The 21,745-nt window shown below is 62.1% G+C and carries 23 protein-coding genes; 11 read left to right on the top strand and 12 right to left on the bottom strand.

The genetic code is table 11. The features are described from left to right. The first annotated feature begins 44 nt into the window (after positions 1–44). Entirely contained in the window at positions 45–251 is a 207-nt protein-coding gene (locus BV82_RS04550; RefSeq protein ID WP_010225766.1) for a hypothetical protein, read from the top strand. A gap of 63 nt (positions 252–314) precedes the next feature. On the opposite strand, the gene BV82_RS04545 is transcribed toward BV82_RS04550, so the two are convergent. Continuing rightward, a complete protein-coding gene (locus BV82_RS04545; RefSeq protein ID WP_036993842.1) occupies positions 315–899 on the bottom strand; it encodes a YajG family lipoprotein in 585 nt (194 codons plus the stop codon). 173 nt (positions 900–1,072) lie between these two features. Here BV82_RS04545 and BV82_RS04540 point away from each other — a divergent pair, with 173 nt between their 5' ends. Both BV82_RS04540 and mqo read left to right on the top strand, forming a co-directional pair. Next, a complete protein-coding gene (locus BV82_RS04540; protein WP_010225763.1) occupies positions 1,073–1,306 on the top strand; it encodes a hypothetical protein in 234 nt (77 codons plus the stop codon). A 605-nt stretch (positions 1,307–1,911) separates the two neighbouring features. After that, positions 1,912–3,417: a malate dehydrogenase (quinone) gene (mqo, locus tag BV82_RS04535; RefSeq protein ID WP_010225762.1), complete on the top strand. Its 1,506-nt coding sequence runs from the start codon at positions 1,912–1,914 to the stop codon at positions 3,415–3,417. A gap of 52 nt (positions 3,418–3,469) precedes the next feature. On the opposite strand, the gene BV82_RS04530 is transcribed toward mqo, so the two are convergent. From BV82_RS04530 to BV82_RS04520, 3 genes are all read right to left on the bottom strand, one after another. Then, a complete protein-coding gene (locus tag BV82_RS04530) occupies positions 3,470–3,760 on the bottom strand; it encodes a PA4642 family protein (RefSeq protein ID WP_010225761.1) in 291 nt (96 codons plus the stop codon). A gap of 70 nt (positions 3,761–3,830) precedes the next feature. Beyond that, entirely contained in the window at positions 3,831–4,298 is a 468-nt protein-coding gene (locus BV82_RS04525; RefSeq protein WP_010225760.1) for a hypothetical protein, read from the bottom strand. 120 nt (positions 4,299–4,418) lie between these two features. Then, entirely contained in the window at positions 4,419–4,976 is a 558-nt protein-coding gene (locus BV82_RS04520) for a hypoxanthine-guanine phosphoribosyltransferase (RefSeq protein ID WP_010225758.1), read from the bottom strand. 164 nt (positions 4,977–5,140) lie between these two features. Between BV82_RS04520 and upp the strand changes: the two genes are divergently transcribed. Both upp and BV82_RS04510 read left to right on the top strand, forming a co-directional pair. Beyond that, entirely contained in the window at positions 5,141–5,779 is a 639-nt protein-coding gene (gene upp, locus BV82_RS04515; protein WP_036993840.1) for a uracil phosphoribosyltransferase, read from the top strand. A 2-nt stretch (positions 5,780–5,781) separates the two neighbouring features. Further along, positions 5,782–7,056 carry a uracil-xanthine permease family protein gene (locus tag BV82_RS04510; RefSeq protein ID WP_010225756.1) on the top strand — a complete coding sequence of 425 codons (1,275 nt, stop codon included), beginning with the start codon at positions 5,782–5,784 and terminating at the stop codon, positions 7,054–7,056. A gap of 109 nt (positions 7,057–7,165) precedes the next feature. Here BV82_RS04510 and hemH read toward each other — a convergent pair whose 3' ends face one another. Then, a complete protein-coding gene (hemH, locus tag BV82_RS04505) occupies positions 7,166–8,179 on the bottom strand; it encodes a ferrochelatase (RefSeq protein WP_010225754.1) in 1,014 nt (337 codons plus the stop codon). A 13-nt stretch (positions 8,180–8,192) separates the two neighbouring features. Continuing rightward, complete coding sequence (locus BV82_RS04500; RefSeq protein WP_036993835.1) at positions 8,193–9,098, bottom strand: TIGR01777 family oxidoreductase; 906 nt, start codon at positions 9,096–9,098, stop codon at positions 8,193–8,195. A gap of 186 nt (positions 9,099–9,284) precedes the next feature. Between BV82_RS04500 and BV82_RS04495 the strand changes: the two genes are divergently transcribed. From BV82_RS04495 to BV82_RS04475, 5 genes are all read left to right on the top strand, one after another. Further along, positions 9,285–10,271 (top strand): NAD(P)/FAD-dependent oxidoreductase, encoded by a 987-nt coding sequence (locus BV82_RS04495; protein WP_010225750.1) that lies wholly within the window; start codon positions 9,285–9,287, stop codon positions 10,269–10,271. 149 nt (positions 10,272–10,420) lie between these two features. Continuing rightward, positions 10,421–11,389 carry a YbgA family protein gene (locus BV82_RS04490; protein ID WP_010225748.1) on the top strand — a complete coding sequence of 323 codons (969 nt, stop codon included), beginning with the start codon at positions 10,421–10,423 and terminating at the stop codon, positions 11,387–11,389. After that, positions 11,379–12,302 (top strand): MerR family transcriptional regulator, encoded by a 924-nt coding sequence (locus tag BV82_RS04485; RefSeq protein WP_036993832.1) that lies wholly within the window; start codon positions 11,379–11,381, stop codon positions 12,300–12,302. The genes BV82_RS04490 and BV82_RS04485 overlap by 11 nt, the downstream gene beginning before the upstream one ends. Next, positions 12,293–13,735: a deoxyribodipyrimidine photo-lyase gene (gene phrB, locus BV82_RS04480; protein ID WP_036993829.1), complete on the top strand. Its 1,443-nt coding sequence runs from the start codon at positions 12,293–12,295 to the stop codon at positions 13,733–13,735. The genes BV82_RS04485 and phrB overlap by 10 nt, the downstream gene beginning before the upstream one ends. Continuing rightward, on the top strand, positions 13,732–14,454 hold the full coding sequence (locus BV82_RS04475; RefSeq protein ID WP_036993827.1) for an SDR family NAD(P)-dependent oxidoreductase: 723 nt from the start codon (positions 13,732–13,734) through the stop codon (positions 14,452–14,454). Before phrB ends, BV82_RS04475 begins: the two co-directional genes overlap by 4 nt. Before the next feature lie 24 nt (positions 14,455–14,478). On the opposite strand, the gene BV82_RS04470 is transcribed toward BV82_RS04475, so the two are convergent. The 6 genes from BV82_RS04470 to hemA form a co-directional block, all read right to left on the bottom strand. Continuing rightward, a complete protein-coding gene (locus BV82_RS04470; protein ID WP_036993825.1) occupies positions 14,479–14,997 on the bottom strand; it encodes an acyloxyacyl hydrolase in 519 nt (172 codons plus the stop codon). Between the two features lie 116 nt (positions 14,998–15,113). Then, a complete protein-coding gene (murI, locus tag BV82_RS04465) occupies positions 15,114–15,914 on the bottom strand; it encodes a glutamate racemase (RefSeq protein ID WP_036993824.1) in 801 nt (266 codons plus the stop codon). Beyond that, complete coding sequence (locus BV82_RS04460) at positions 15,907–16,662, bottom strand: molybdopterin-synthase adenylyltransferase MoeB (protein ID WP_010225739.1); 756 nt, start codon at positions 16,660–16,662, stop codon at positions 15,907–15,909. The genes murI and BV82_RS04460 overlap by 8 nt, the downstream gene beginning before the upstream one ends. Further along, entirely contained in the window at positions 16,656–17,486 is an 831-nt protein-coding gene (prmC, locus tag BV82_RS04455; RefSeq protein WP_010225738.1) for a peptide chain release factor N(5)-glutamine methyltransferase, read from the bottom strand. Before prmC ends, BV82_RS04460 begins: the two co-directional genes overlap by 7 nt. After that, positions 17,487–18,569: a peptide chain release factor 1 gene (gene prfA / locus BV82_RS04450; RefSeq protein WP_010225737.1), complete on the bottom strand. Its 1,083-nt coding sequence runs from the start codon at positions 18,567–18,569 to the stop codon at positions 17,487–17,489. It abuts the gene before it with no gap. Continuing rightward, the gene (gene hemA, locus BV82_RS04445; RefSeq protein ID WP_036993821.1) at positions 18,566–19,843 is read right to left on the bottom strand and encodes a glutamyl-tRNA reductase; all 1,278 of its coding nucleotides are present in this window, start codon (positions 19,841–19,843) and stop codon (positions 18,566–18,568) included. Before hemA ends, prfA begins: the two co-directional genes overlap by 4 nt. A 176-nt stretch (positions 19,844–20,019) precedes the next feature. Between hemA and BV82_RS04440 the strand changes: the two genes are divergently transcribed. Beyond that, complete coding sequence (locus BV82_RS04440) at positions 20,020–21,744, top strand: tetratricopeptide repeat protein (RefSeq protein WP_010225734.1); 1,725 nt, start codon at positions 20,020–20,022, stop codon at positions 21,742–21,744. Position 21,745: the final 1 nt, after the last annotated feature.

Genomic DNA, 21,745 nt, shown 5'->3' with positions numbered 1-21,745 from the left:
GGACACGCCACTCTATCGGCCGTCGCCACCCACCGGAGCTTGTCATGCTGCACGCCGAAAACCAGGACCGCCTCTACCTGATCGCCCAGAGCGACGAGCAGCAGGCGCTGATCGACGGCCTGGCGTTCAACGTCCAGGACCGCCAATGGCTGGTGTACTGCGCCCTGGGCGGACATGCCCATGATGATCTGCCCGAAGTCGACGGCCCTACCGGTATCAGCGTACTGGATTTCTACGTCGAAGCCGCCTGAGCGTCCAGAAACGCAAAAGCCCGATGCCTACCCTGCAGGCATCGGGCTTTTTACTGTCTGGGCTTACTCGCCGAGGATCTGGCCGACGGCCTGGTCCTTGAACAGACGGGTCAGGGCGTCGCTCAGCACATCACCCACCAGCTTGGTGTTGGTTTCCTGGTTCGGCGCCATGCCGAAACGCTGGTCGAGCGAGGCGCCGTAACGGCCGCTGTAGCGACGGTTGGCGTTGGCCACGTCAGCCTTGAAAGTCGCACCGATGGTGGCTTCGGTCACGTACATGCCTTCTTTTGGCGACTGGTACTTGAGCTCGGTCAGGGTCACGGTCAGTTGCGGCGCGTTGTAGGCATTCGGCGTCGGCGTGAAGCCCAGCAGCCGCAAAGCCGCTTCGGCCTGGGCCTGCAGTTTTGGCAGGATATCGTTGCTGGTCACCGTGATGGCACTGGTTTCCGGGTACAGGCCGCCACGGGTGCCCAGGGTTTGCGAGGCACGGCCATCGACCACCTTGACCACCACCGGCTGGCCATGACCGACCGGCGCCAGCTGAGCGGTGAGTTTCGGTTGCGGGCTGAGTTGTTGCGGGCTGTGGGCACAACCGGCCAGGGTCAGACTGGTCACCGCGATCAAACCGAACAACAAACGTTGCAACATGCTCATCTCTCCAGAATAGGCAGCAAAGGCCGCCAGTATAACCAGCACAAGGCAGCCCAGCTATCGGCGTGCCATTAGTGAATAAGACAGGCCGCAGCGGCCACGGTTCGCTGTCACAATCGTTTCATCACTGCCCGGTTATCCTTGCCTCAAATCTTCACAGGGATACCGCCATGCCCTCGCTCCTGGCCCTGCTGTTCAAACGCAATCCACAACGCTGCTTTGCCCGCCTCGACGCCCAGGGCCATTGCCAGGCCTTCAAGCAGTGCGCGCAGGCCCCCGCGACCAGCGGCTGGGTGGAAATCAACGAAATTCGCCTGGCCTGGCTCAACCGTCCACTGCCCGCCAACGCCCGTGTTTCAAAGCGTGTCAGCGGAAACTGGCTGCAACGCACCCTCGCCGCCTGAGTTTTGCCTCAATAAAAGTCGCTAATAAAGAGTTTTTCTGCCCGCGACATCGCTATAATCTCCCCCCGATTATAAGGACGTCTCCTGATCGGGCCTCGCAGTACCGCCAATGCACAGCATTGCGCATCCCCCGCACCGCCCACAGAGAGCCTTCCACACAGGTCTTGCACCAGCCAGTGTGCCTGCGTCATTCGGCCCTCTGCCCTGCCTGAACCTGCCGGGTCTGCCATCGCGCAGTCCATTTTGAGGTTCACGTCTCCAAAAGAGCGTGAAAAAACGGGTTTTCACAACTTCACGAGAGTGTGGCGAGCAATGAACAGTCTGGCATGTGCAAAAGCACCTAAAGTGTCCCGAACAGCCCTGAACAGCTGGCAACAGCGCTCATTTGCAATGGGTGCCTGAAACCGGTCCATAACGCACGACGGATACCTTGACCATAAGTCGAATTGCCGCACCGGCTGTAAAATGCGTTCATAGGCAGCGCAAAGCCCGGTTGGTGGTGTCCGCTGAAGTTGCAAGAACTGCGAAGAATCGGACATGGCGATCCTGGCAAGCCAGGGATCCTATGCTGTCAATTTGGTGCTGAAGATTTTGGAGACGCGTTAATGGCGCAGAACGAAGCAGTCGATGTAGTACTGGTAGGGGCAGGCATCATGAGTGCCACCCTGGCCGTACTGCTCAAGGAACTCGACCCGGCGATCAAGCTGGAAGTCGTCGAGTTGATGGATTCGGGTGCCGCGGAAAGTTCCAACCCGTGGAACAACGCCGGGACCGGCCATGCCGGGCTGTGTGAACTGAACTACACGCCACAGGCCGCCGACGGCAGCATCGATATCAAGAAAGCGGTGCATATCAACACCCAGTTCGAGGTTTCCCGGCAGTTCTGGGCTTACCTGAGCAAAAAAGGCGCGTTCAGCTCGCCACGGGCGTTCATCAACCCCGTGCCACACCTGAGCTACGTCGAAGGCGAAAAGGGCATCAGCTTCCTCAAGAAACGTTTCGAGCTGCTCAAGCAGCACCATGCCTTCGCCGAGATGGAATACACCGAAGACAAGGCGGTGATGAACGAGTGGATGCCGCTGATGATGCCGGGTCGCCCCGCCGACCAGCAGATCGCCGCCACCCGCGTCATGAAAGGCACCGACGTCAACTTCGGCGCGCTGACCAACAAGCTGCTCAAGCACCTGGCCAACGCGCCCCAGGCGCAGGTCAAGTACTGCAAGAAGGTCACCGGCCTGCGCCGTAACGGCAGCGGCTGGACCGTCAGCATCAAGGATGTCAACAGCGGCAGCAGCCGTGAAGTCGACGCCCGCTTCGTGTTCCTCGGCGCCGGTGGCGCGGCCCTGCCGCTGCTGCAACTGTCGGGTATCGAGGAGAGCAAGGGCTTTGGCGGTTTCCCGGTCAGCGGCCAGTGGCTGCGTTGCGACAACCCTGAAGTGGTCAAGCACCACCAGGCCAAGGTCTACAGCCAGGCCGCGGTCGGTTCGCCACCCATGTCGGTACCGCACCTGGATACCCGCGTAGTTGACGGCAAGACCTCGCTGCTGTTCGGCCCGTATGCCGGCTTCACCACCAAGTTCCTCAAGCACGGCTCGTTCCTCGACCTGCCGCTGTCGGTACGCATGGGCAACATTGGCCCGATGCTGGCCGTGGCCCGCGACAACATGGACCTGACCAAGTACCTGGTCAGCGAAGTGATGCAGTCGATGGAGCAGCGCCTGGAGTCCCTGCGCCGCTTCTACCCCGAAGCCAAAGCCGAGGACTGGCGCCTGGAAGTGGCTGGCCAACGCGTGCAGATCATCAAGAAAGACCCGAAAAAAGGCGGCATCCTGCAGTTCGGTACCGAACTGGTTGCGGCCAAGGACGGCTCCCTGGCCGCCCTGCTCGGTGCTTCGCCAGGTGCTTCGGTGACCGTGTCGATCATGCTGGAACTGATCGAGCGCTGCTTCCCCGAGCAAGCCAAAGGCGCCTGGGCTGCCAAGCTCAAGGAAATTTTCCCGGCCCGGGAAAAGGTCCTGGCCACCGACGCTGCCCTGTACCACAAGATCAGTGCGTACAACGACGAGGCCCTGGGCCTGGTCGAGAACAGCCCGGCGCAGAGCTACGCGTAACTTGCCGGCATAAAAAAACGCCCTTCGGGGCGTTTTTTTATGGGCGCTGTTTTCAGCTGCGGGCCTTGTCGATGATCTCGATGTAGTCGGCGGCGTTACGCTGATCCTTGATGATCTCGACAAAAGTCTGGCCGTGCTCGTCCTTGCCGTCCAGGTCAAAGCCAGCCTCGACGAAGAAGCCGACATAGCGCTCGAAGTCATCGATGCGCAGGCCGCGGTAGCCCTTGATCAGCTTGTGCAGCGACGGCGAAGTGACGTTATCAGCCGGCTCGTACTGGAGGAACGACTTGACGTAGTCGTCGCTGATCTCATCACCAATCACTTGCTTCTTGTCTTTACGCATTGCCGACTCCAACTGAACCATCACGGACATTTTCACGGGTCGGCAGTTTACCCCCGGGCAGCGCCGGCACTCAACGCGCGCGTACGCTACCGGTGTGCAGATCGGCCCAGATGTGACCATTGGGGTAGCTGAGGAACTGCACATAGACCGTATCGTTGCGCAGCAGATCGAGCATGACCCGGTACTGGGCCAGCGGGTAGTTCAGCGTCAGGGTCTTGCTCTTGTCATCGAACACCGGCTTTTTCAGGCTTTTGCTTTCGGCATCGAAGCTGATCAACACCTGGCTGATGGTCGCGCCCTTGCTCAGCGGCTTGCCTTTGAGGCGCAGGATCAACGGTGAGGTCACCGGGATAGGCTGCTGGTTGGACTGGCGCTGGTTGCCGACCACTACGGAGTAGCTGGTGACCTGCAGCAGCTGCTGTGACTCAGCAGCTTCCTTGCGCAGCCCAAGATCATCGGGCGGCAGGAACTGGCTATGCAGGGGCGCTGCGGCCAGCGGCATGCTCAGCAGGAACAACAGGGGGAAGATCGCACGCATGTCAGGCTCCTTGGGGGCAGCCTGGCACTCTAGCATGGGCCGATGATCGCGGGGCAAGCCGCTCTCACTGGTTATGTGAGAGCGGCGCTGCGGCGCCTCGGCTTGCCCCGCGATTGGAAGTCAGAGTCCTTTAACCGCGTAGATACCGTTGGCGTTACGCCAGTAACCTTTGTAGTCCATACCATAACCGAACACGTAGCGGTCGACGCAGCTCAAGCCGCAGAAGTCGGCCTTGAGGTCGGCGCTGGCCTTGCGATCATGGTCCTTGTCGATCAGTACGGCAGTATGCACGGCACGGGCACCGGCGTGCTTGCAGAAGTCGATAATAGCGCTAAGGGTATGACCTTCATCAAGGATGTCGTCGATGATCAGCACATCACGATCAATGAACGAAACTTCCGGCTTGGCCTTCCAGAATAGGTCGCCGCCGCTGGTCTGGTTGCGGTAGCGGGTGGCGTGCAAGTAGGACGATTCCAGCGGGAACTGCAGATGAGTCAACAGCTTGCCGGCGAAGATCAGGCCGCCGTTCATCACGCAGAACACTACCGGGTTGCTATCGGCCAGCACTTCGGTGATCTGCGCGCCCACGCGGGCGATGGCTGCCTCGACTTCGGCTTCGGTGTGCAGGCAGTCAGCCTCGCGCATGACTTGACGGATGTGCTCGAGATCGGCGGACATGGCGCTCTCCAAGGGGCGGCAATTGAGAAAAGCGGGCAAAGGTACGCATCCCGTCGCATCAGATCAAGCATTTCTGGACTAACGTCCAGTAAGTCTGAGGACATGCATGGCTGAATAGATTAATCTAGCGCGGTTTTTTTGCCCGCCCCCCGGAGCCTTTCCCTATGCCTACCCGTGAGATCCGTCATCCGCTGATCCGCCACAAGCTCGGCCTGATGCGTCGCGCCGACATCAGCACCAAGAATTTTCGCGAGCTCGCCCAGGAAGTCGGTACGCTCCTGACCTACGAAGCCACCAAAGACCTGCCCCTGGAAAGCTATGAAATCGATGGCTGGTGCGGCAAGGTCCAGGTCGAGAAAATCGCTGGCAAGAAGATCACTGTAGTACCGATCCTGCGTGCCGGCATCGGCATGCTCGATGGCGTGCTCAGCCTGATTCCGGGCGCCAAGGTCAGCGCCGTTGGCGTGGCCCGCAACGAGGAAACCCTCGAAGCATACACCTACCTGGAAAAACTCGCCCCGGAAATCAACGAACGCCTGGCCCTGATTATCGACCCGATGCTGGCCACCGGCGGCTCGATGGTCGCCACCATCGACCTGCTGAAGAAAGCCGGGTGCAAGGACATCCGCGCCATGGTCCTGGTCGCCGCGCCCGAAGGCATCGCCGTGGTGGAAAAAGCCCACCCGGACGTGCAGATCTACACCGCCTCGATCGACCAGCGCCTGAACGAACACGGTTACATCATCCCTGGCCTGGGCGATGCCGGTGACAAGATTTTCGGCACCAAGCAGAAGGACGCCTGAACATGCAGGATGAGTTCAACGACCCGCTCTGGCGCCAGGTCGTCTCTGGCGCGCAGATGCTCTTCGTCGCCTTCGGCGCGCTGGTACTGATGCCGCTGATTACCGGCCTTGACCCCAACGTCGCGCTGTTCACGGCGGGTCTGGGAACTCTGCTGTTTCAGGTGGTTACCGGTCGCCAGGTGCCGGTGTTCCTGGCTTCGAGCTTCGCGTTCATTACCCCGATCATCCTTGCCAAGGGCCAGTTCGGCCTGGCCGAGACCATGGGCGGGGTAATGGCGGCAGGTTTCGTCTACACCTTCCTCGGCCTTGCGGTAAAAATCAAAGGCACCGGCTTTATCGACCGCTTGCTGCCGCCGGTAGTGATTGGCCCGGTGATCATCTCCATCGGCCTGGCAATGGCGCCGATTGCCGCCAACATGGCCATGGGCAAGGCCGGTGACGGCACCGAGCTGCTGCCCTACAGCACCGCGATGATGATCTCCATGCCGGCACTGCTGACCACCCTGATCGTTGCCGTGTTCGGCAAAGGCATCTTCCGCCTGGTGCCGATCATCGCCGGCGTGCTGGTGGGCTTTGGCCTGTCGTTCTACTTTGGCGTGGTCGACACCGCCAAGATCGCCGCCGCGCCATGGCTGGCGCTGCCGCACTTCACCGCACCTGCGTTCAACTGGCAGGCGATCCTGTTCATCGTACCGGTGGCCCTGGCGCCGGCGATCGAGCACATCGGCGGCGTGATTGCCGTTGGCAGCGTGACCGGCCGCGATTACCTGAAAAAGCCCGGCTTGCACCGCACCCTGCTCGGGGACGGCATCGCCACCACCACTGCCGGCCTGTTCGGCGGGCCACCCAACACCACCTATGCCGAAGTGACCGGCGCGGTGATGCTGACCAAGAACTACAACCCGAAGATCATGACCTGGGCGGCAATCTTTGCCATCACCCTGGCCTTCATCGGCAAGTTCGGCGCGCTGCTGCAGAGCATTCCGGTACCGGTAATGGGCGGCATTCTCTGCCTGCTGTTCGGCTCGATCGCGGCGGTAGGCATGAACACCATGATCCGCCACAAGATCGACCTCAGCGAGGCGCGCAACCTGGTGATCGTTTCGGTGACCCTGGTGTTCGGAATCGGTGGCGTGCTGATCGGTAGCGGCACCGGCCCCGATGACTGGGGCCTGAAGGGCATCGCCCTGTGCGCGGTGGTGGCTATTGCCCTGAACCTGCTGCTGCCGGGTAACGACAGCTGGAAGAACAAGGCGCTGGACGATCAGTTGCCTTGATCTGAATGCCAGTCAGGGCCGCTGCGCGGCCCATCGCCGGCAACGCCGGCTCCCACAATGGCAATGCATGCCATTTGTGTGGGAGCTGGCTTTGCCAGCGATGAGGCCCTCAAGCCTCTTCGCACATCCCCTTCAAGGCCTGTACCCACTGCGGGTGATCATTCAGGCACGGCACCAGCACCAGCTCTTCGCCGCCCGCCTCGACAAACTGCTCGCGCCCACGATCACCGATCTCCTCCAGCGTCTCGATGCAGTCGGCGACAAACGCCGGACACATCACCAGCAGCTTTTTCACCCCAGACTTGCCCAACTCGTCCAGCCGCGTTTCGGTATAGGGCTCGATCCACTTCGCCCGCCCCAGCCGCGACTGAAACGACACCGACCACTTGCCGTCGGCGATACCCATCTTCTGCGCAAAGGCCTGGGCGGTGCGCAGGCACTGGCCGCGGTAACAGACCGCAAGCATCTCGGGCGAAGCATCGCGACAGCAATCAGCGTCCTGGAAACAATGGTTGCCGGTCGGATCGAGTTTTTTCAGGTGCCGCTCGGGCAGCCCATGAAAACTCAACAACAGGTGATCGTAATCCTGCTGCAGATAAGGCTGTGCACTGGCCACCAGGGCATCGATGTACTCGGGCTTATCGTAGAACGGCTGCAGAATCGCCATCTCGATCGGCAGCTTCTGCTCGGCAATTACCTGTTTAGCCTGCTCGACAACCGTGGTCACGGTGCTGTCGGCAAATTGTGGATAAAGCGGTGCGAGGGTGACGTTCTTCACCCCCTGGGCTGCCAGGCGCGCCAGCACCGTCGGCAGCGAAGGCTCGCCGTAGCGCATGGCGATTTCCACCGGGCCGTGTGTCCATTGCTCGCGCATGGCTGCCTGCAGGCGGCGGGTCAGCACCACCAGTGGCGAACCCTCGTCCCACCAGATCGAGGCATAGGCATGGGCCGACTGCTCCGGGCGCTTGATCAGGATCAGCGACACCAGCAGGCGCCGCACCGGCCACGGCAGGTCGATGACATAAGGGTCCATCAGAAACTGATTGAGGTACCGGCGCACGTCGGCGACAGAAGTGGAGGCCGGTGAACCCAGGTTGACCAGCAGCAAAGCGTGATCGGTCATGCAACGTCCTATTTCAGAGGCGGCTGGACAGTTCGTCCAGGGCCGATTGCAGATCATTGAAGCGGAAGGTAAAACCGGCCGCCAGCAAACGTACCGGCCGCGCCCGTTGCCCACCCAGCAGCAGGGTCGACAGCTCGCCAAGCCCGGCCTTGAGCACCAGCGCCGGCAACGGCATCAACGCCGGGCGGTGCAAGGCCCGGCCCAGACGCTTGGCGAACTCGCGGTTGCGCACCGGCTCCGGGGCGCAGGCATTATAAGGACCGCTGGCATCCTTGTGCTGCAAGAGAAAATCAATCAGGGCGATCTGGTCATGTATATGAATCCACGGCATCCACTGCCGACCATCGCCGATAGGCCCGCCCAGCCCCAGTTTGAACGGCAGGCGCAGGCGCGACAAAAAGCCGCCCTCGCTCGATAGCACCAGACCGGTACGCACCAGTACCACCCGAATACCCAAGGCCTGGGCTGTCATTGCGGTTTCTTCCCAAGCGATGCACAACTGGCTGGCGAAATCCTCCTTGACCGGCTGTGAAGCCTCGGTCAATTCACGCTCGCCGCCATCGCCGTACCAACCGACCGCCGATCCGGAAATCAGCACCTGCGGACGTTGCTGGCGCGCCTCAAGCCAGGCTATCAACTGTTCAGTCAGGGTGATTCTGCTTGCCCACAATAGCGCGCGGCGCCCGGAGCTCCAGGGGCGGTCGGCGATCGGCGCACCGGCCAGATTGATCACCGCATCCAGGGTGTCGTCATTGCTCAGGTCTTCAAGCCGGGCAATGCCGCGCACACTGGCACCACACAGCCTGCCCACCTGTTCAGGGCGGCGACTCCAGACCGTCAACCGATGCCCCTGGGCCAGCCAGTGCTGACACAGCTGTTGGCCGATCAACCCGGTACCGCCGGTCAGCAATATATGCATGGCTGTGTCCTCACATGGCGCGCCAGTGGTCTATTTTTAACAACAAGGCACTTTTTTGACCGATCGCTCTCGGATAAACATAGGCCAACCTGTGGTAACGAGCGGAATCATCTTATACATGATCCATGCATTGTACAGGTTAGCCGGGCAGCATAGTCTGCAACCCTAAGGTTCGAAGAGGCCATCATGACTGTACCTATTGCCATCATCGGGGCCGGTATTGCCGGCCTGTCCGCGGCCCAGGCGTTGCAAAAGGCCGGGCAGACCGTTCATTTGTTCGACAAAGGCCACGGTAGCGGCGGACGCATGGCCAGCAAGCGTAGCGATGCTGGCGCCCTTGATCTCGGCGCCCAGTACTTCACCGCCCGCGACCGGCGCTTTGTCGACCAGCTCCAGCAATGGGTGGCCGCTGGCTGGGCGGCCGAATGGAAGCCGCAGCTCTACCACTATCAGGACGGCGTGCTCAGCCCCTCGCCCGACGAACAGACGCGCTGGGTCGGCGTGCCGCGCATGAGTGCAATCACCCGCGGCCTGCTCAAGGACGTCACGGTGAATTTCAGCTGCCGCATCGCCGAGGTCTATCGCGGCCAGAAATACTGGCATTTGCAGGACACAGACGGCTGCAGCCACGGCCCCTTCAGCCGGGTCGTGGTCGCTGTACCGGCGCCCCAGGCCACCCAGTTGCTCAGTGCTGCCCCCAAGCTCGCCGCCACCGCTGCGGGCGTACAAATGGACCCGACCTGGGCCATCGCCCTGGCCTTCGACACCCCGCTCGACACCCCGATGCAGGGGTGTTTCGTCCAGGACAGCGCCCTCGACTGGCTGGCACGCAACCGCAGCAAACCCGGGCGCGACGAACATATGGATACCTGGGTGCTGCATGCCACCTCCAGTTGGAGCAAGCAACACATCGACCTGCCCAAGGAGGCCGTGATCGAGCAACTGTGGGGCAGCTTTGCCGAACTGGTCGGCTGCGTGGTCCCTGCCCCGAATTTCTCCCTCGCCCATCGCTGGCTGTATGCACGCCCCTCCAGCAACCATGAGTGGGGCGCATTGGCCGACGCCGACCTGGGCCTGTATGCCTGTGGCGACTGGTGCCTGTCCGGCCGCGTCGAAGGGGCCTGGCTCAGTGGCCAGGAAGCGGCTCGGCGCTTGCTGGAACACCTGGAGTAAATCAGCGGAGCTACCCTCGTTCAGCCCCGCCGCCGTTCAAGACCCTGCTGAAAAGCTGTACAAGAAAATTGACTTGCATAGGTTTATCTCTATGATGAGATTTACCTGTACAAGATTTTATTTCTGTACAACTAATACAGGATCTATTCATGGACGCGTGCGACCTGCCGTGCAAACCTAGAATTGCCGTCAGCGCCTGCCTGGTCGGCCAGGAGGTTCGCTTCAACGGCGGCCACAAGGCATCACGACTGTGCAACGAGGTCCTGAGCAAACATTTCGATTTTGTTCCGATATGCCCGGAAGTGGCCATTGGCCTGGGCGTGCCTCGCCCGGCCATCCGCCTGGTGGGCGACCCCGCCGACCCGCAGGCGGTGTGCAGCCGCGATCCAGGGCTGGACCTGTCCGGCCCGTTGCGCGCCTATGGTCAGCAAATGGCCAATGACCTCAATGACATTTGCGGCTACATCTTCATGCACAAATCACCGTCCTGCGGGTTGCAGCGGGTCAAGGTGTATCAGGCCAATGGCTACCCCGCAGTAGAAGGTGGCCGCGGGCTGTTCGCCGCCGCGTTCTGTCAACAGCGCCCCGACCTGCCGGTGGAAGAAGACGGCAGGCTGTGTGATCCAGTGCTGCGGGAGAACTTCATCACCCGGGTCTACGCCTATGCCGACTGGCAGCAATTGCTCGCCGCAGGGGTCAGCCGCGGGGCCCTGATTGCGTTCCACGCCCGCTACAAGTACCAGTTGATGGCCCACAATCCGCAGCAGTACAAAACCCTGGGCAAGCTGTTGGGCAGCATGACCCGTGACGACGATCCAGCAGCACTCGCTGCGCGCTACTTCAGCCAGCTGATGCAGGCCCTGAGCCGCTGCGCCAGCCGTGGTACCCACAGCAATGTGCTGCTGCACCTGAGCGGTTACCTGCGCAACGCCCTGAGCGGCAACGACAGACAGGAAATCCAGCAGCTGATCGCCCAGTACCACGCCGGCGAAGTACCGCTGGTAGTGCCGCTGACGCTGCTCAAGCATCACCTGCGCAATCACCCCGACCCGTACCTGCTGCAGCAGGTCTACCTGCAGCCACACCCGCAAAGCCTGAGCCTGCGTAATGCCATCTGAAGCGCTGCTGCCGATCCGTGAAGTGACGCGCCTGACCGGCGTCAACCCGGTCACCCTGCGCGCCTGGGAGCGGCGCTACGGGTTGATCGTGCCGCAACGCACTGGCAAGGGGCATCGCCTTTACAGTCAGGATGACGTCCAGTGCATCCGGCAGATCCTCACCTGGCTCAATTGTGGCGTTGCAGTGAGCCAGGTCAGATCCTTGCTGGAGGCTGCGCCCAGTGCAGCGCAAGCGCCGCCCGGCAGCGACTGGCAAACCTTGCGTGAGCAACTGACGGAAGCCATCGGCGCACTCGCCGAGCGCCGTCTTGAGCAACATCTGAACCAGGCCATGGCCCTGTACCCGCCAGCAACGCTGTGCCAACAGCTGTTGATGCCGCTGCTTGCCGACCTGGAACTGCGCTGGCAAAGCCAGTTCGCCGCACACCTTGAGCAAGTGTTCTTTCACTCCTGGCTGCGCAGCAAACTGGGCGCGCGGGTGTACCACAACAATCATCAGCTGGGCGGCGCCCCGCTGTTGCTGGTCAACGCCTCTGACCTGGCCTTCGACCCGCGGCTATGGCTGAGCGCCTGGCTGGCGAGCAATGCCGGCTACCCGGTGCAGGTCTTCGATTGGCAACTGCCGGGCAATGAGCTGCCCCTGGCCATTGCCCGCCTGCAACCCTGGGCGCTGCTGCTGAGCGTCGACAAAACGCTCGACCTGGCGCGCCTGCAGCGAAACCTGGCCAACATTGAAATACCGAAACTCCTATGTGGCCGCGCAGTCAGCATTCATAACCAAGCGCTGCAAACCTGGAGCGACGAGACGCTGTTTGCCCTCGACTCGCCCCAGGCGGCGCTTAACTGCCTGCAGCAACTCAGCGGACGCGCCCTGAACACCACCGACAACGGCCAAGGATTCCCATGCAACTGATCTGGCTGCGCAGCGACCTGCGCGTACTCGACAACACCGCACTGGCAGCGGCCTGCGAACGGGGCCCGAGCCTGGCAGTGTGGCTGCTGAGCCCCGGGCAGTGGCAAGCCCATGACGATGCCGCGTGCAAGGTCGACTTCTGGCTGCGCAACCTGCAAGGCCTGAGCACAGCACTGGCGCAGTTGAACATTCCGTTACTGATCCGTCGCGCCGATACCTGGCAGCAGGTACCCGAGGCCCTGCTGCAACTGTGTCAGGAACATCGGGTACAGGCCGTGCATTTCAACGACGAATATGGCGTCAACGAAAGCACCCGCGACCAGGCTGTGCGCTCCACCCTGGAACAGCAAGGCATTGCCGCTCACGCCTACCTCGACCAATTGCTGTTCAAGCCCGGTAGCATCCTGACCCGCAGCGGTGGCTACTTCCAGGTCTTCAGTCAGTTCCGCAAAGTCTGTTACGAGCGTTTGCACCTAGGGCTGCCACACCAGGTCAAAGCGCCCAAGGCGCAAGCACCGACGGGTGTGGCAAGCGACCCGGTGCCGGCTGAAGCTGCCGGCTTCCCTCTCCCCGCACAGCCTTTACGCGAACTTTGGCCTGCGGGTGAAGAAGAAGCCCGGCGCCGCCTGCGACGCTTCACCGACGAATGTGCCGAGGACTATCAGAAGCAGCGCGATTTTCCCGCCGTCGCCGGTACCAGCCAACTGTCGGCTTACCTGGCGGCCGGGGTGATTTCGCCACGCCAATGTCTGCACGCGGCGTTGAGCAACAACTTCGGCGAGTTCGACAGCGGTAACCAGGGCCTGCTGACCTGGATCAACGAGCTGCTCTGGCGCGAGTTCTACAAGCACATTCTGGTGGGCTACCCGCGCGTATCCAAACACCGCGCCTTTCGCGCGGAAACCGAAGCCCTGCCCTGGCGTCACGCGCCGGATGAGCTCAAGGCCTGGCAGCAGGGGCAAACCGGGATCCCGATCATCGACGCCGCCATGCGCCAATTGCTCGCCACTGGCTGGATGCACAACCGCCTGCGCATGGTTGTCGCCATGTTCCTGACCAAGAACCTGCTGATCGACTGGCGCGAAGGCGAACGCTTTTTCATGCGTCACCTGATCGACGGTGACCTGGCCGCCAATAATGGTGGTTGGCAGTGGAGTGCCTCGACCGGCACCGACGCAGCGCCCTATTTTCGCATCTTCAATCCCCTGAGCCAGTCTCTGCGTTTCGACCGCGCCGGCCACTTCATTCGACAGTGGCTCCCTGAACTGGCTAGCCTGGATGAAAAAAATATCCACAATCCCGTGCCTGCTGACGATCTTTTTGCTACTAATCTTTATCCACAACCTATTGTGGACCTCGGTAGCAGTCGCCAACGTGCGTTGAATGCATTCAAGAATTTACCCACGCGGCAGGAAGAGAGGGCAGTAACGTGATCGAACCCATCGCGCGCAAGGTGTGGGTCACCGGTGCAGGCTCCGGCCTGGGTCTGGCGTTGGTGCAACAACTGCTTGCACAGGGCTGGAAAGTCGCCGCCAGCGGGCGGGCATCAACCGAACTACAGGGGCTGTCGCAACTGAACCCGCAGCAGTTGTTACTGCTCGATGGCAACTTGACCGATGCCGCCCAGGCGGCGCAGGCCAGCCAGCGACTCCAGGCGCAGTGGGGTGCCCTTGATTGCCTGCTGGTCAATGCCGGAACCTGCGATTATCTCGACGCGAGTATCCCGCCGACGGCAATTTTCGAAGCGATCGCCAGCAGCAACCTGAGCGCTTCGGTCCACTGCCTGCACAATGCGCTGCCACTGCTGGAGAACGGCCAGTCGCCGCAGATCATGGCAGTGCTCAGTCGCTATTCAGCGCTGCAGCTCTACGAACCAAGTCAGCCGGCAACACCGGACAACAGCCTGGCAGAAGTGTTTCGCAGCGAGTGCCAGCACTTGGCAAGCAAAGGTATCGACCTGACCCTGGTCGCGCCCCAGGCCCTGAAAGTGCCGCTGGTGGCGACGCAGGTCATGCCGCAAGAGTGGACTGCAGAAAGTGCCGCCGATGTGTTGCTCCAGCGGCTACCTGAGCGGGCCCCGGAGTTGCTGCTCGAAGCCCTGAATCTCAACAGCCTCTGGCCCTTGCCCGAACAACCTTCAAGCTCTGTGTAAAACCCAGGGCTGTCGTTGCAGAGGTCAGAGCGGCATACGATAGTGCAGCGAGTAACTTTCCACACCGTCGTTGGGCATCTTCAGCCCGGCATTGGAATAGTGGATCGCGCGTACACCTACTTCATGTCCGCCGGCAAAACGCAGGCCGAAGCCGATACGGTCTTCGAACTGGAAGGAGGAGCCGAGTTCATTACTCTCAAGTTCGGTACTGGAAAACGCTGCCACACCGATGCCGGCTTCGATGTAGGGTTTAACCGACTCACCGGCGAACTCGTAAACGAACACGGGTGAGAACGACAGGCTGTGGTTGCTGGCGGTTTCATCGCCATCCCAATAGGTGTAGGCACCATCCCAATAACCGGTAATGCGCCCTACGCTAGTTTGCCACCAACTGGCGTCCCAGTTCGATTGCAGGCCCAGCCGATAGGTCATGGTCGAATCGCCGGTCTGCCCGACCGACAACGATACGTCCGCTGCTTGAGTGGTAAAAGATTGCCCCAGGGTAACGGCTGCAAGCGCAGCCAAACAAAGCAGTTTCTTCATGAGAAACATCCTTTTTCCTAATGCTGTTGTTGGTTTCTCTGTCTCACCAGACAATAAAATCAAAATCGGCGGCGTTGCGTTAGCTCAGTCAATGTTGAGTGCTTTTCACACTCTTTTTACATCGTGAAGCTTCGCACACTGTCAGATTTATTCCACAACATTGGAAGGATCTTTCGCAAATGTTCGGGGCTGGCACTGGTCCAGAATTGCGCGTCCTGTGCCGGTCCCGCGGCCAGCAAGTGACGCTCGCCAAGCAGGCGCTGCAATTGGCGGGCAACCGCAGCGCCGGTATCGATAATTGCCACCGAGGCCGGGACCATTTCCGCCAGCAGAGGCTTGAGGAAGGGGTAATGGGTGCAGCCCAGGATCAGCGTGTCGCAGCCAGCGTCGAGCAAGGGATTTACATAGCCTTGCAGCAGTTCGCGCACCACCGGGCTGTTCAGGTCGCCAGCTTCGATGCACTCCACCAGGCCTGGGCAAGGCTGGGTAACAACCTGCACATCGTTGGCAAAACGATCGAGCAAGGCGACGAACTTGGCGCTTTGCAGGGTGCCGGTGGTGGCCAGCACACCGACCACGCCACTACGGGTAGCGGCAGCCGCAGGCTTTACCGCTGGCTCCATCCCCACCAGTGGCCACTGCGGATACTGTTCGCGCAAATCAGCCACCGCGGCCACCGTCGCCGTGTTACAGGCCAGGACCATGGCCTTGGCACCCTGCTCACGGAAGAACTCAGCGACGATGCGACAGCGCTGGCGAATGAATGCCGGTGACTTCTCACCATAGGGGATGTGCCCGCAATCGCCGACATACAGCAGCGACTCATTGGGCAACAGGCGCTGGATCTCGGCCAGTACCGACAGGCCGCCAACACCGGAATCGAAGACGCCGACCGGCGCCGCCGCGCCGTCAGCCATGATCCTTGCCACAGACGCTGCAGCCCGGGTCGCGCTTGACCCGCAGCTCACGGAAACGGCTGCCCAGGGCATCGATCAGCAACAAGCGCCCTACCAGCGGTTCGCCAAACCCGGCCAGCAGCTTCAGTGCCTCAAGCGCTTGCAGGCTGCCGACCAGACCGACCAACGGGCCGAGTACACCGGCTTCACTGCAGGTCAGCTCGGCTTCGCTGCCATGGCCGTACAGGCAGTGGTAGCACGGGCTTTCAGGGCGGCGTGGGTCGAACACCGACAACTGCCCTTCCAGGCGAATCGCCGCGCCGCTGACCAACGGCTTGCCCAGGGCCACGCAGGCGGCATTGACCGCTTCGCGGGTGGCAAAGTTGTCCGAGCAATCCAGTACCAGGTCCACCGCCTTGACCGCCTCGGCCAAGGAGTCTTCGTCCAGGGCGTGGCGATGGGCGAGCAACGTGATTTCCGGGTTGATCGCCGCGAGGCGTAGCAGTGCCGAATCGACTTTGCTCATGCCCACCGATGCGCTGTCGTGCATGACCTGGCGCTGCAGGTTGGTGACGTCCACCGTGTCGAAATCGGCCAGGTGCAGTTCGCCAACACCGGCAGCCGCCAGGTACAAGGCGACCGGCGAACCCAGGCCGCCCAGGCCGACAACCAGCGCCCGGCTGTTTTTCAGGCGCAGCTGACCGTCGATATCCACCTGCGCCAGGAGGATCTGCCGGCTGTAGCGCAACAGCTCCTGATCGGTCAGCACGACAGCCGGCCCAGGGTGATGCGCTCGTGGCCATTAAGGTCAAGGCGGCTTTCGATCTGTTCGAAATCATGCCGGGCCAGCAGCTCGCGCACGGCGGCGGCCTGATCGTAACCGTGCTCGAGCAGCAGCCAGCCGCCGGGCAGCAGGTGCGCCGGCGCCTGACTGACGATGCTGCGCAGATCGTCCAGGCCATCGTCGCCGGAGACCAGCGCGCTGCTTGGCTCAAAGCGCACGTCACCGGCCACCAGGTGCGGGTCGGCAGCGGCAATGTACGGCGGGTTGCTGATGATCAGGTCATAGCGCTCGCCGCCCAGGGCATCGAACCAGTGGCTGCTGCGCACCGTCACGTTGTTCAGTTGCAGGCGCTGGCGGTTACGCTCGGCCAGGGCCACGGCTTCCAGCACCCGGTCAACCGCAGTGACCTGCCACTGCGGGCGCTCACTGGCCAGGGCCAGGGCAATCGCGCCGGTACCGGTGCCCAGGTCGAGCAGCTTGACCGCACTTGCCGGCAGCAACTGCAGAGCGGTTTCGACCAGCAGCTCGGTTTCCGGCCGTGGGATCAGGGTGTGCGGCGCCACCTCCAGGTCGAGGTTCCAGAACCCCTGCTGACCGAGGATATAGGCGACCGGTTCACCGGCGCGCCGACGCTGCAGGTAATCGGCAAAGGTCAGCGCCGCTTCGCTGCTGACAATCCGCTCCGGCCAGGTGTGCAGGTAGCTGCGCGACTTGCCGATGGCCGCAGCCAACAGCAGTTCGATATCCAGACGCGCCGTCGGCGAATCCGGCAGCTCCGCGCCGCGGAGCAAGCTGGCAATAATCGTCATTTACTCACCCAGTGCAGCCAGTTGGTCAGCCTGATACTCGGCCAGCAATGGCTCGATGACCGCATCCACCCCACCGGCCAGCACATCATCCAGGGAATACAGGGTCAGGTTGATGCGGTGATCGGTTACCCGCCCCTGTGGATAGTTGTAGGTACGAATCCGTTCGGAGCGGTCGCCGGAGCCAACCAGCAGCTTGCGCTCGCTGGCCATGGCATTCTGCGCCGCGCTGGTCTGGATGTCGTTGAGCTTGGCCGACAGCCAGGACATCGCCCGGGCGCGGTTCTTGTGCTGGGAACGTTCTTCCTGGCACTCGACGACGATGCCGGTGGGCAAGTGGGTGATGCGGATCGCCGAGTCGGTCTTGTTGATGTGCTGACCACCGGCACCGGAGGCGCGGTAGGTATCGACGCGCAGGTCCGCCGGGTTGATCTCGATCGCCACCTGCTCGTCCGGCTCGGGCAGCACCGCCACGGTGCAGGCCGAGGTGTGGATACGGCCCTGGGATTCGGTTTCCGGTACGCGCTGGACGCGGTGGGCACCGGACTCGAACTTCAGCTTGCCATAGACGCTGTCGCCTTCGACCCGGGCGATGATCTCCTTGTAACCGCCATGCTCGCCTTCGTTCTCCGAGAGAATTTCCAGGCGCCAGCCGCGCTTTTCAGCGTAGCGCGAGTACATGCGGAACAGGTCGCCGGAGAAGATCGCCGCTTCGTCACCGCCGGTACCGGCGCGGATTTCCAGGAACACATTGCGCCCGTCGTTGGGGTCCTTGGGCAACAGCATGCGCTGCAGCTGGTTTTCCAGGACAGCCAGTTGCTCCTTGGCCTCGCGAACTTCTTCCACCGCCATTTCGCGCAGGTCCGGATCGCTGTCCTTGAGCAGCGCCTGGGCACCGGCCAGGTCATCCTGAACCTTGCGCCACTGGGCGTAGGCAACGGCGACCGGCTCGACTTCGGCGTATTCACGGGAATAGGCGCGAAAGCGAGTCTGGTCGGAAATGACCTCGGCATCGCCCAGCAGGGCGGTCAGTTCCTCGAAGCGGTCCTGGAGCGTGTCCAGTTTATTCAGCAGCGACGCTTTCATTGCGGGGTTTTATCCGTCGAACCCTCGGAGAGGGCAAAGAGTTCCTGGGCCATGGCCAGCGCATCGAGGCGGCCTTCGGCAGAGAGCTTTTTCAGCTGCACGCTGGGCGCATGCAGCAGTTTGTTGGTCAGGCCACGGGCCAGTTGCACCAGCACGTCATCGGCGCTGGCGCCATTGGCCAGCAGGCGCTGGGCCTTTTGCAGCTCCTCGTCGCGCAGGCGTTCGCTCTGCTGACGGTAAGCCTTGAGTACATCCACCGCAGCCAGCTCGCGCAGGCGCAGCATGAAATCTTCGGCGCCCACCGAAACCAGCTCTTCGGCGGCCTGGGCAGCACCCTGGCGGCTCTTGAGGTTTTCGGCGACCACCTCGTGCAGGTCATCGACGGTGTACAGGTACACATCGTCCAGCTCGCCAACCTGCGGTTCGATATCCCGCGGCACGGCGATGTCGACCATGAAGATCGGCTTGTGCCGGCGCTGCTTCAGGGCGCTTTCCACCGCACCCTTGCCGAGGATCGGCAATTGGCTGGCGGTGGAACTGATGACGATATCGCTGTTGACCAGCTCCTGGGGAATGTCGGCCAGCAATACCGCATGGGCGCCGAACTGTTCGGCCAGGGTGCTGGCGCGCTCCAGGGTCCGGTTGGCGACGACAATGCGCCGTACGCCCTGCTCGTGCAGGTGACGGGCCACCAGGGTAATGGTTTCACCGGCGCCGATCAGCAGTGCCTGGCTACGGCCCAGGTCGCTGAAGATCTGCTTGGCCAGGCTGACGGCGGCGAAGGCCACCGACACCGGGTTTTCGCCGATGGCGGTATCGGTACGCACCTGCTTGGCGGCGCTGAAGGTGGCCTGGAACAGGCGCCCGAGCAGCGGGCCGATGGTGCCGGCTTCGCGGGCCACGGCATAGGCCGACTTCATCTGCCCGAGGATCTGCGGCTCGCCCAGCACCAGCGAATCGAGCCCGGAGGCTACCCGCATCATGTGCCGCACAGCATCGTGATCTTCATGGATGTAGGCGCTGGCGCGCAGTTCATCCAGGCTCAGCTGATGATATTCGGCCAGCCAGCGCAGAATACTCTCTGCGCCCAGGTGGTCCTGCTCTATATAAAGCTCGCTGCGGTTGCAGGTCGAAAGGATCGCGGCTTCGCGGCTGGCGGTCAGTCGGCAGAGCTGCTGCAAGGCGTCCACCAGCTGCTCAGGGGTAAACGCCACGCGCTCGCGTACGTCTACCGAGGCAGTCTTATGGTTGATACCGAGGGCAAGAAAGGCCATGCAAGGTCGCTGATTGTGACGAGAAGCCGATAATTGTCCTACTTCGCAAGGCGCAGAACAACCACTGCTCGCTATTGTCTCTATAGTCTACCTCTACCGAGACCTTCGCTTATGGGTTTGCCCCGGCGCTTGTGTCATGATGATCCGACCGCTGGTAAGCCGCCCAAATCCCGATTATGAATAGATCCTACGCGTTGCTCCTTGCCCTTGCCTTGCTCCAGGGCTGCCAGACCCTGGCTCCGCATTCACCGGATGCCAAGTCGCCTGCAGAGGCTGCCCCGGTGCAACCGGCCAAGCCCACCGTCTACGGGTCGTTCAGCCAGGACACCGTCTACAGCCTGCTGGCCGCCGAACTTGCCGGCCAGCGCGACCGCTTCGACATCGCCCTGGACAACTACGTCAGCCAGGCGATCAAGACCCAGGACCCAGGCATCTCCGAGCGCGCCTACCGCATCGCCGAATACCTGGGTGCCGACCAGGCTGCCCTGGACACCGCACTGATCTGGGCAAAGAACGCCCCGGACAGCCTCGACGCCCAGCGTGCCGCCGCCATCCAGCTGGCCCGCGGCGGTCGCTATGACGAGTCCATGGCCCACATGGAAAAAGTCCTTCAGGGCCAGGGCGACACCCACTTCGACTTCCTCGCCCTGTCGGCCCTGGAAACCGACCAGGACACCCGCGAGGGCCTGCAAAAGAGTTTCGACCGCCTGCTGGTGAAATACCCCGACAACAGTCAGTTGGTGTTCGGCAAGGCGTTGCTGCTGCAACAGGACGGCAAGGCCCAGGCCGCCCTCGACCTGCTCGAAGCGCACCCGCCCGAAGACGGCGAGATCGCTCCGGTATTGTTGCGTGCCCGCCTGCTGCAGGGCTTGGACCGCGGCAAAGAGGCCCTGCCGCTGCTGCAAAAAACCATTCGCCAGTACCCGGACGACAAACGCTTGCGCCTGACCTATGCGCGCATGCTGGTCGAACAGGACCGCCTGGCCGATGCCAAGGCCGAGTTCGTCAGCCTGGTCCAGCAGTATCCGGATGACGACGAGCTGCGCTACTCGCTGGCCCTGATCAGCCTGGAAACCAAGGACTGGGACGAAGGCGCCGGCTACCTCGAAGAGCTGATCGCCCGCGACAGCCATGTCGATGCCGCACACCTGAACCTGGGCCGCATCCATGAAGAACGCAACGACCCCGAAAGCGCGCTGAACGAATACGCCCTGGTCGGCCCCGGCACCGACTACCTGCCGGCACAATTGCGCCAGGCCGATATCCTCATCGCCAACGGCCGTAGCGCCGAGGCTTCGCGGCGCCTGGCCGCAGCCCGGGAAAGCCAGCCCGATTACGCCATCCAGCTGTACCTGATCGAAGCCGAAGCCTTGGGCAACAACGACAAGGACGCCCAGGCCGAGCAGGTTCTGCAGCAGGCGATCAAGCAGTACCCGGACGACCTCAACCTGCTCTACACCCGTGCCATGCTGGCGGAAAAACGCAACGACCTGACCCAGATGGAAAAGGATCTGCGCAACATCATCAGCCGCGAGCCGGAAAATGCCATGGCCCTCAACGCCCTTGGCTACACCCTGGCTGACCGCACCAGCCGTTACGCCGAAGCCAAGGCGCTGATCGACAAGGCACACCAGATCACCCCGGAGGATCCGGCGGTGCTCGACAGCCTCGGCTGGGTCAACTACCGCATGGGCAACCTTGACGAAGCCGAGCGCCTGCTGCGCCAGGCCCTTGAGCGGTTCCCCGATCACGAAGTGGCCGCCCACCTGGGTGAAGTACTCTGGGCCAACGGCAAGCGCCGCGAAGCCCGCCAGGTCTGGGCCAAGGGCTTTGAAGCCCAGCCCGACAGCCCCATCCTGCGCAAGACCGTCCTGCGCCTGACCGGATCCGAGACTCTATAAG

Origin of the sequence: Pseudomonas donghuensis (assembly GCF_000696345.2) — a bacterium.
Lineage (GTDB): Bacteria > Pseudomonadota > Gammaproteobacteria > Pseudomonadales > Pseudomonadaceae > Aquipseudomonas > Aquipseudomonas donghuensis.
Note: the sequence above shows the minus strand (reverse complement) of the source record. Positions and strands in the feature narration are given on the sequence as shown.

What these genes read in the sequence shown, in the direction of transcription:
- BV82_RS04550 (WP_010225766.1), top strand. Translation starts at nt 45, where the DNA reads ATGCTGCACGCCGAAAACCAGGACCGCCTCTACCTGATCGCCCAGAGC.
- BV82_RS04545 (WP_036993842.1), bottom strand. Translation starts at nt 899, where the DNA reads ATGTTGCAACGTTTGTTGTTCGGTTTGATCGCGGTGACCAGTCTGACC.
- BV82_RS04540 (WP_010225763.1), top strand. Translation starts at nt 1,073, where the DNA reads ATGCCCTCGCTCCTGGCCCTGCTGTTCAAACGCAATCCACAACGCTGC.
- mqo (WP_010225762.1), top strand. Translation starts at nt 1,912, where the DNA reads ATGGCGCAGAACGAAGCAGTCGATGTAGTACTGGTAGGGGCAGGCATC.
- BV82_RS04530 (WP_010225761.1), bottom strand. Translation starts at nt 3,760, where the DNA reads ATGCGTAAAGACAAGAAGCAAGTGATTGGTGATGAGATCAGCGACGAC.
- BV82_RS04525 (WP_010225760.1), bottom strand. Translation starts at nt 4,298, where the DNA reads ATGCGTGCGATCTTCCCCCTGTTGTTCCTGCTGAGCATGCCGCTGGCC.
- BV82_RS04520 (WP_010225758.1), bottom strand. Translation starts at nt 4,976, where the DNA reads ATGTCCGCCGATCTCGAGCACATCCGTCAAGTCATGCGCGAGGCTGAC.
- upp (WP_036993840.1), top strand. Translation starts at nt 5,141, where the DNA reads ATGCCTACCCGTGAGATCCGTCATCCGCTGATCCGCCACAAGCTCGGC.
- BV82_RS04510 (WP_010225756.1), top strand. Translation starts at nt 5,782, where the DNA reads ATGCAGGATGAGTTCAACGACCCGCTCTGGCGCCAGGTCGTCTCTGGC.
- hemH (WP_010225754.1), bottom strand. Translation starts at nt 8,179, where the DNA reads ATGACCGATCACGCTTTGCTGCTGGTCAACCTGGGTTCACCGGCCTCC.
- BV82_RS04500 (WP_036993835.1), bottom strand. Translation starts at nt 9,098, where the DNA reads ATGCATATATTGCTGACCGGCGGTACCGGGTTGATCGGCCAACAGCTG.
- BV82_RS04495 (WP_010225750.1), top strand. Translation starts at nt 9,285, where the DNA reads ATGACTGTACCTATTGCCATCATCGGGGCCGGTATTGCCGGCCTGTCC.
- BV82_RS04490 (WP_010225748.1), top strand. Translation starts at nt 10,421, where the DNA reads ATGGACGCGTGCGACCTGCCGTGCAAACCTAGAATTGCCGTCAGCGCC.
- BV82_RS04485 (WP_036993832.1), top strand. Translation starts at nt 11,379, where the DNA reads ATGCCATCTGAAGCGCTGCTGCCGATCCGTGAAGTGACGCGCCTGACC.
- phrB (WP_036993829.1), top strand. Translation starts at nt 12,293, where the DNA reads ATGCAACTGATCTGGCTGCGCAGCGACCTGCGCGTACTCGACAACACC.
- BV82_RS04470 (WP_036993825.1), bottom strand. Translation starts at nt 14,997, where the DNA reads ATGAAGAAACTGCTTTGTTTGGCTGCGCTTGCAGCCGTTACCCTGGGG.
- murI (WP_036993824.1), bottom strand. Translation starts at nt 15,914, where the DNA reads ATGGCTGACGGCGCGGCGGCGCCGGTCGGCGTCTTCGATTCCGGTGTT.
- prmC (WP_010225738.1), bottom strand. Translation starts at nt 17,486, where the DNA reads ATGACGATTATTGCCAGCTTGCTCCGCGGCGCGGAGCTGCCGGATTCG.
- prfA (WP_010225737.1), bottom strand. Translation starts at nt 18,569, where the DNA reads ATGAAAGCGTCGCTGCTGAATAAACTGGACACGCTCCAGGACCGCTTC.
- hemA (WP_036993821.1), bottom strand. Translation starts at nt 19,843, where the DNA reads ATGGCCTTTCTTGCCCTCGGTATCAACCATAAGACTGCCTCGGTAGAC.
- BV82_RS04440 (WP_010225734.1), top strand. Translation starts at nt 20,020, where the DNA reads ATGAATAGATCCTACGCGTTGCTCCTTGCCCTTGCCTTGCTCCAGGGC.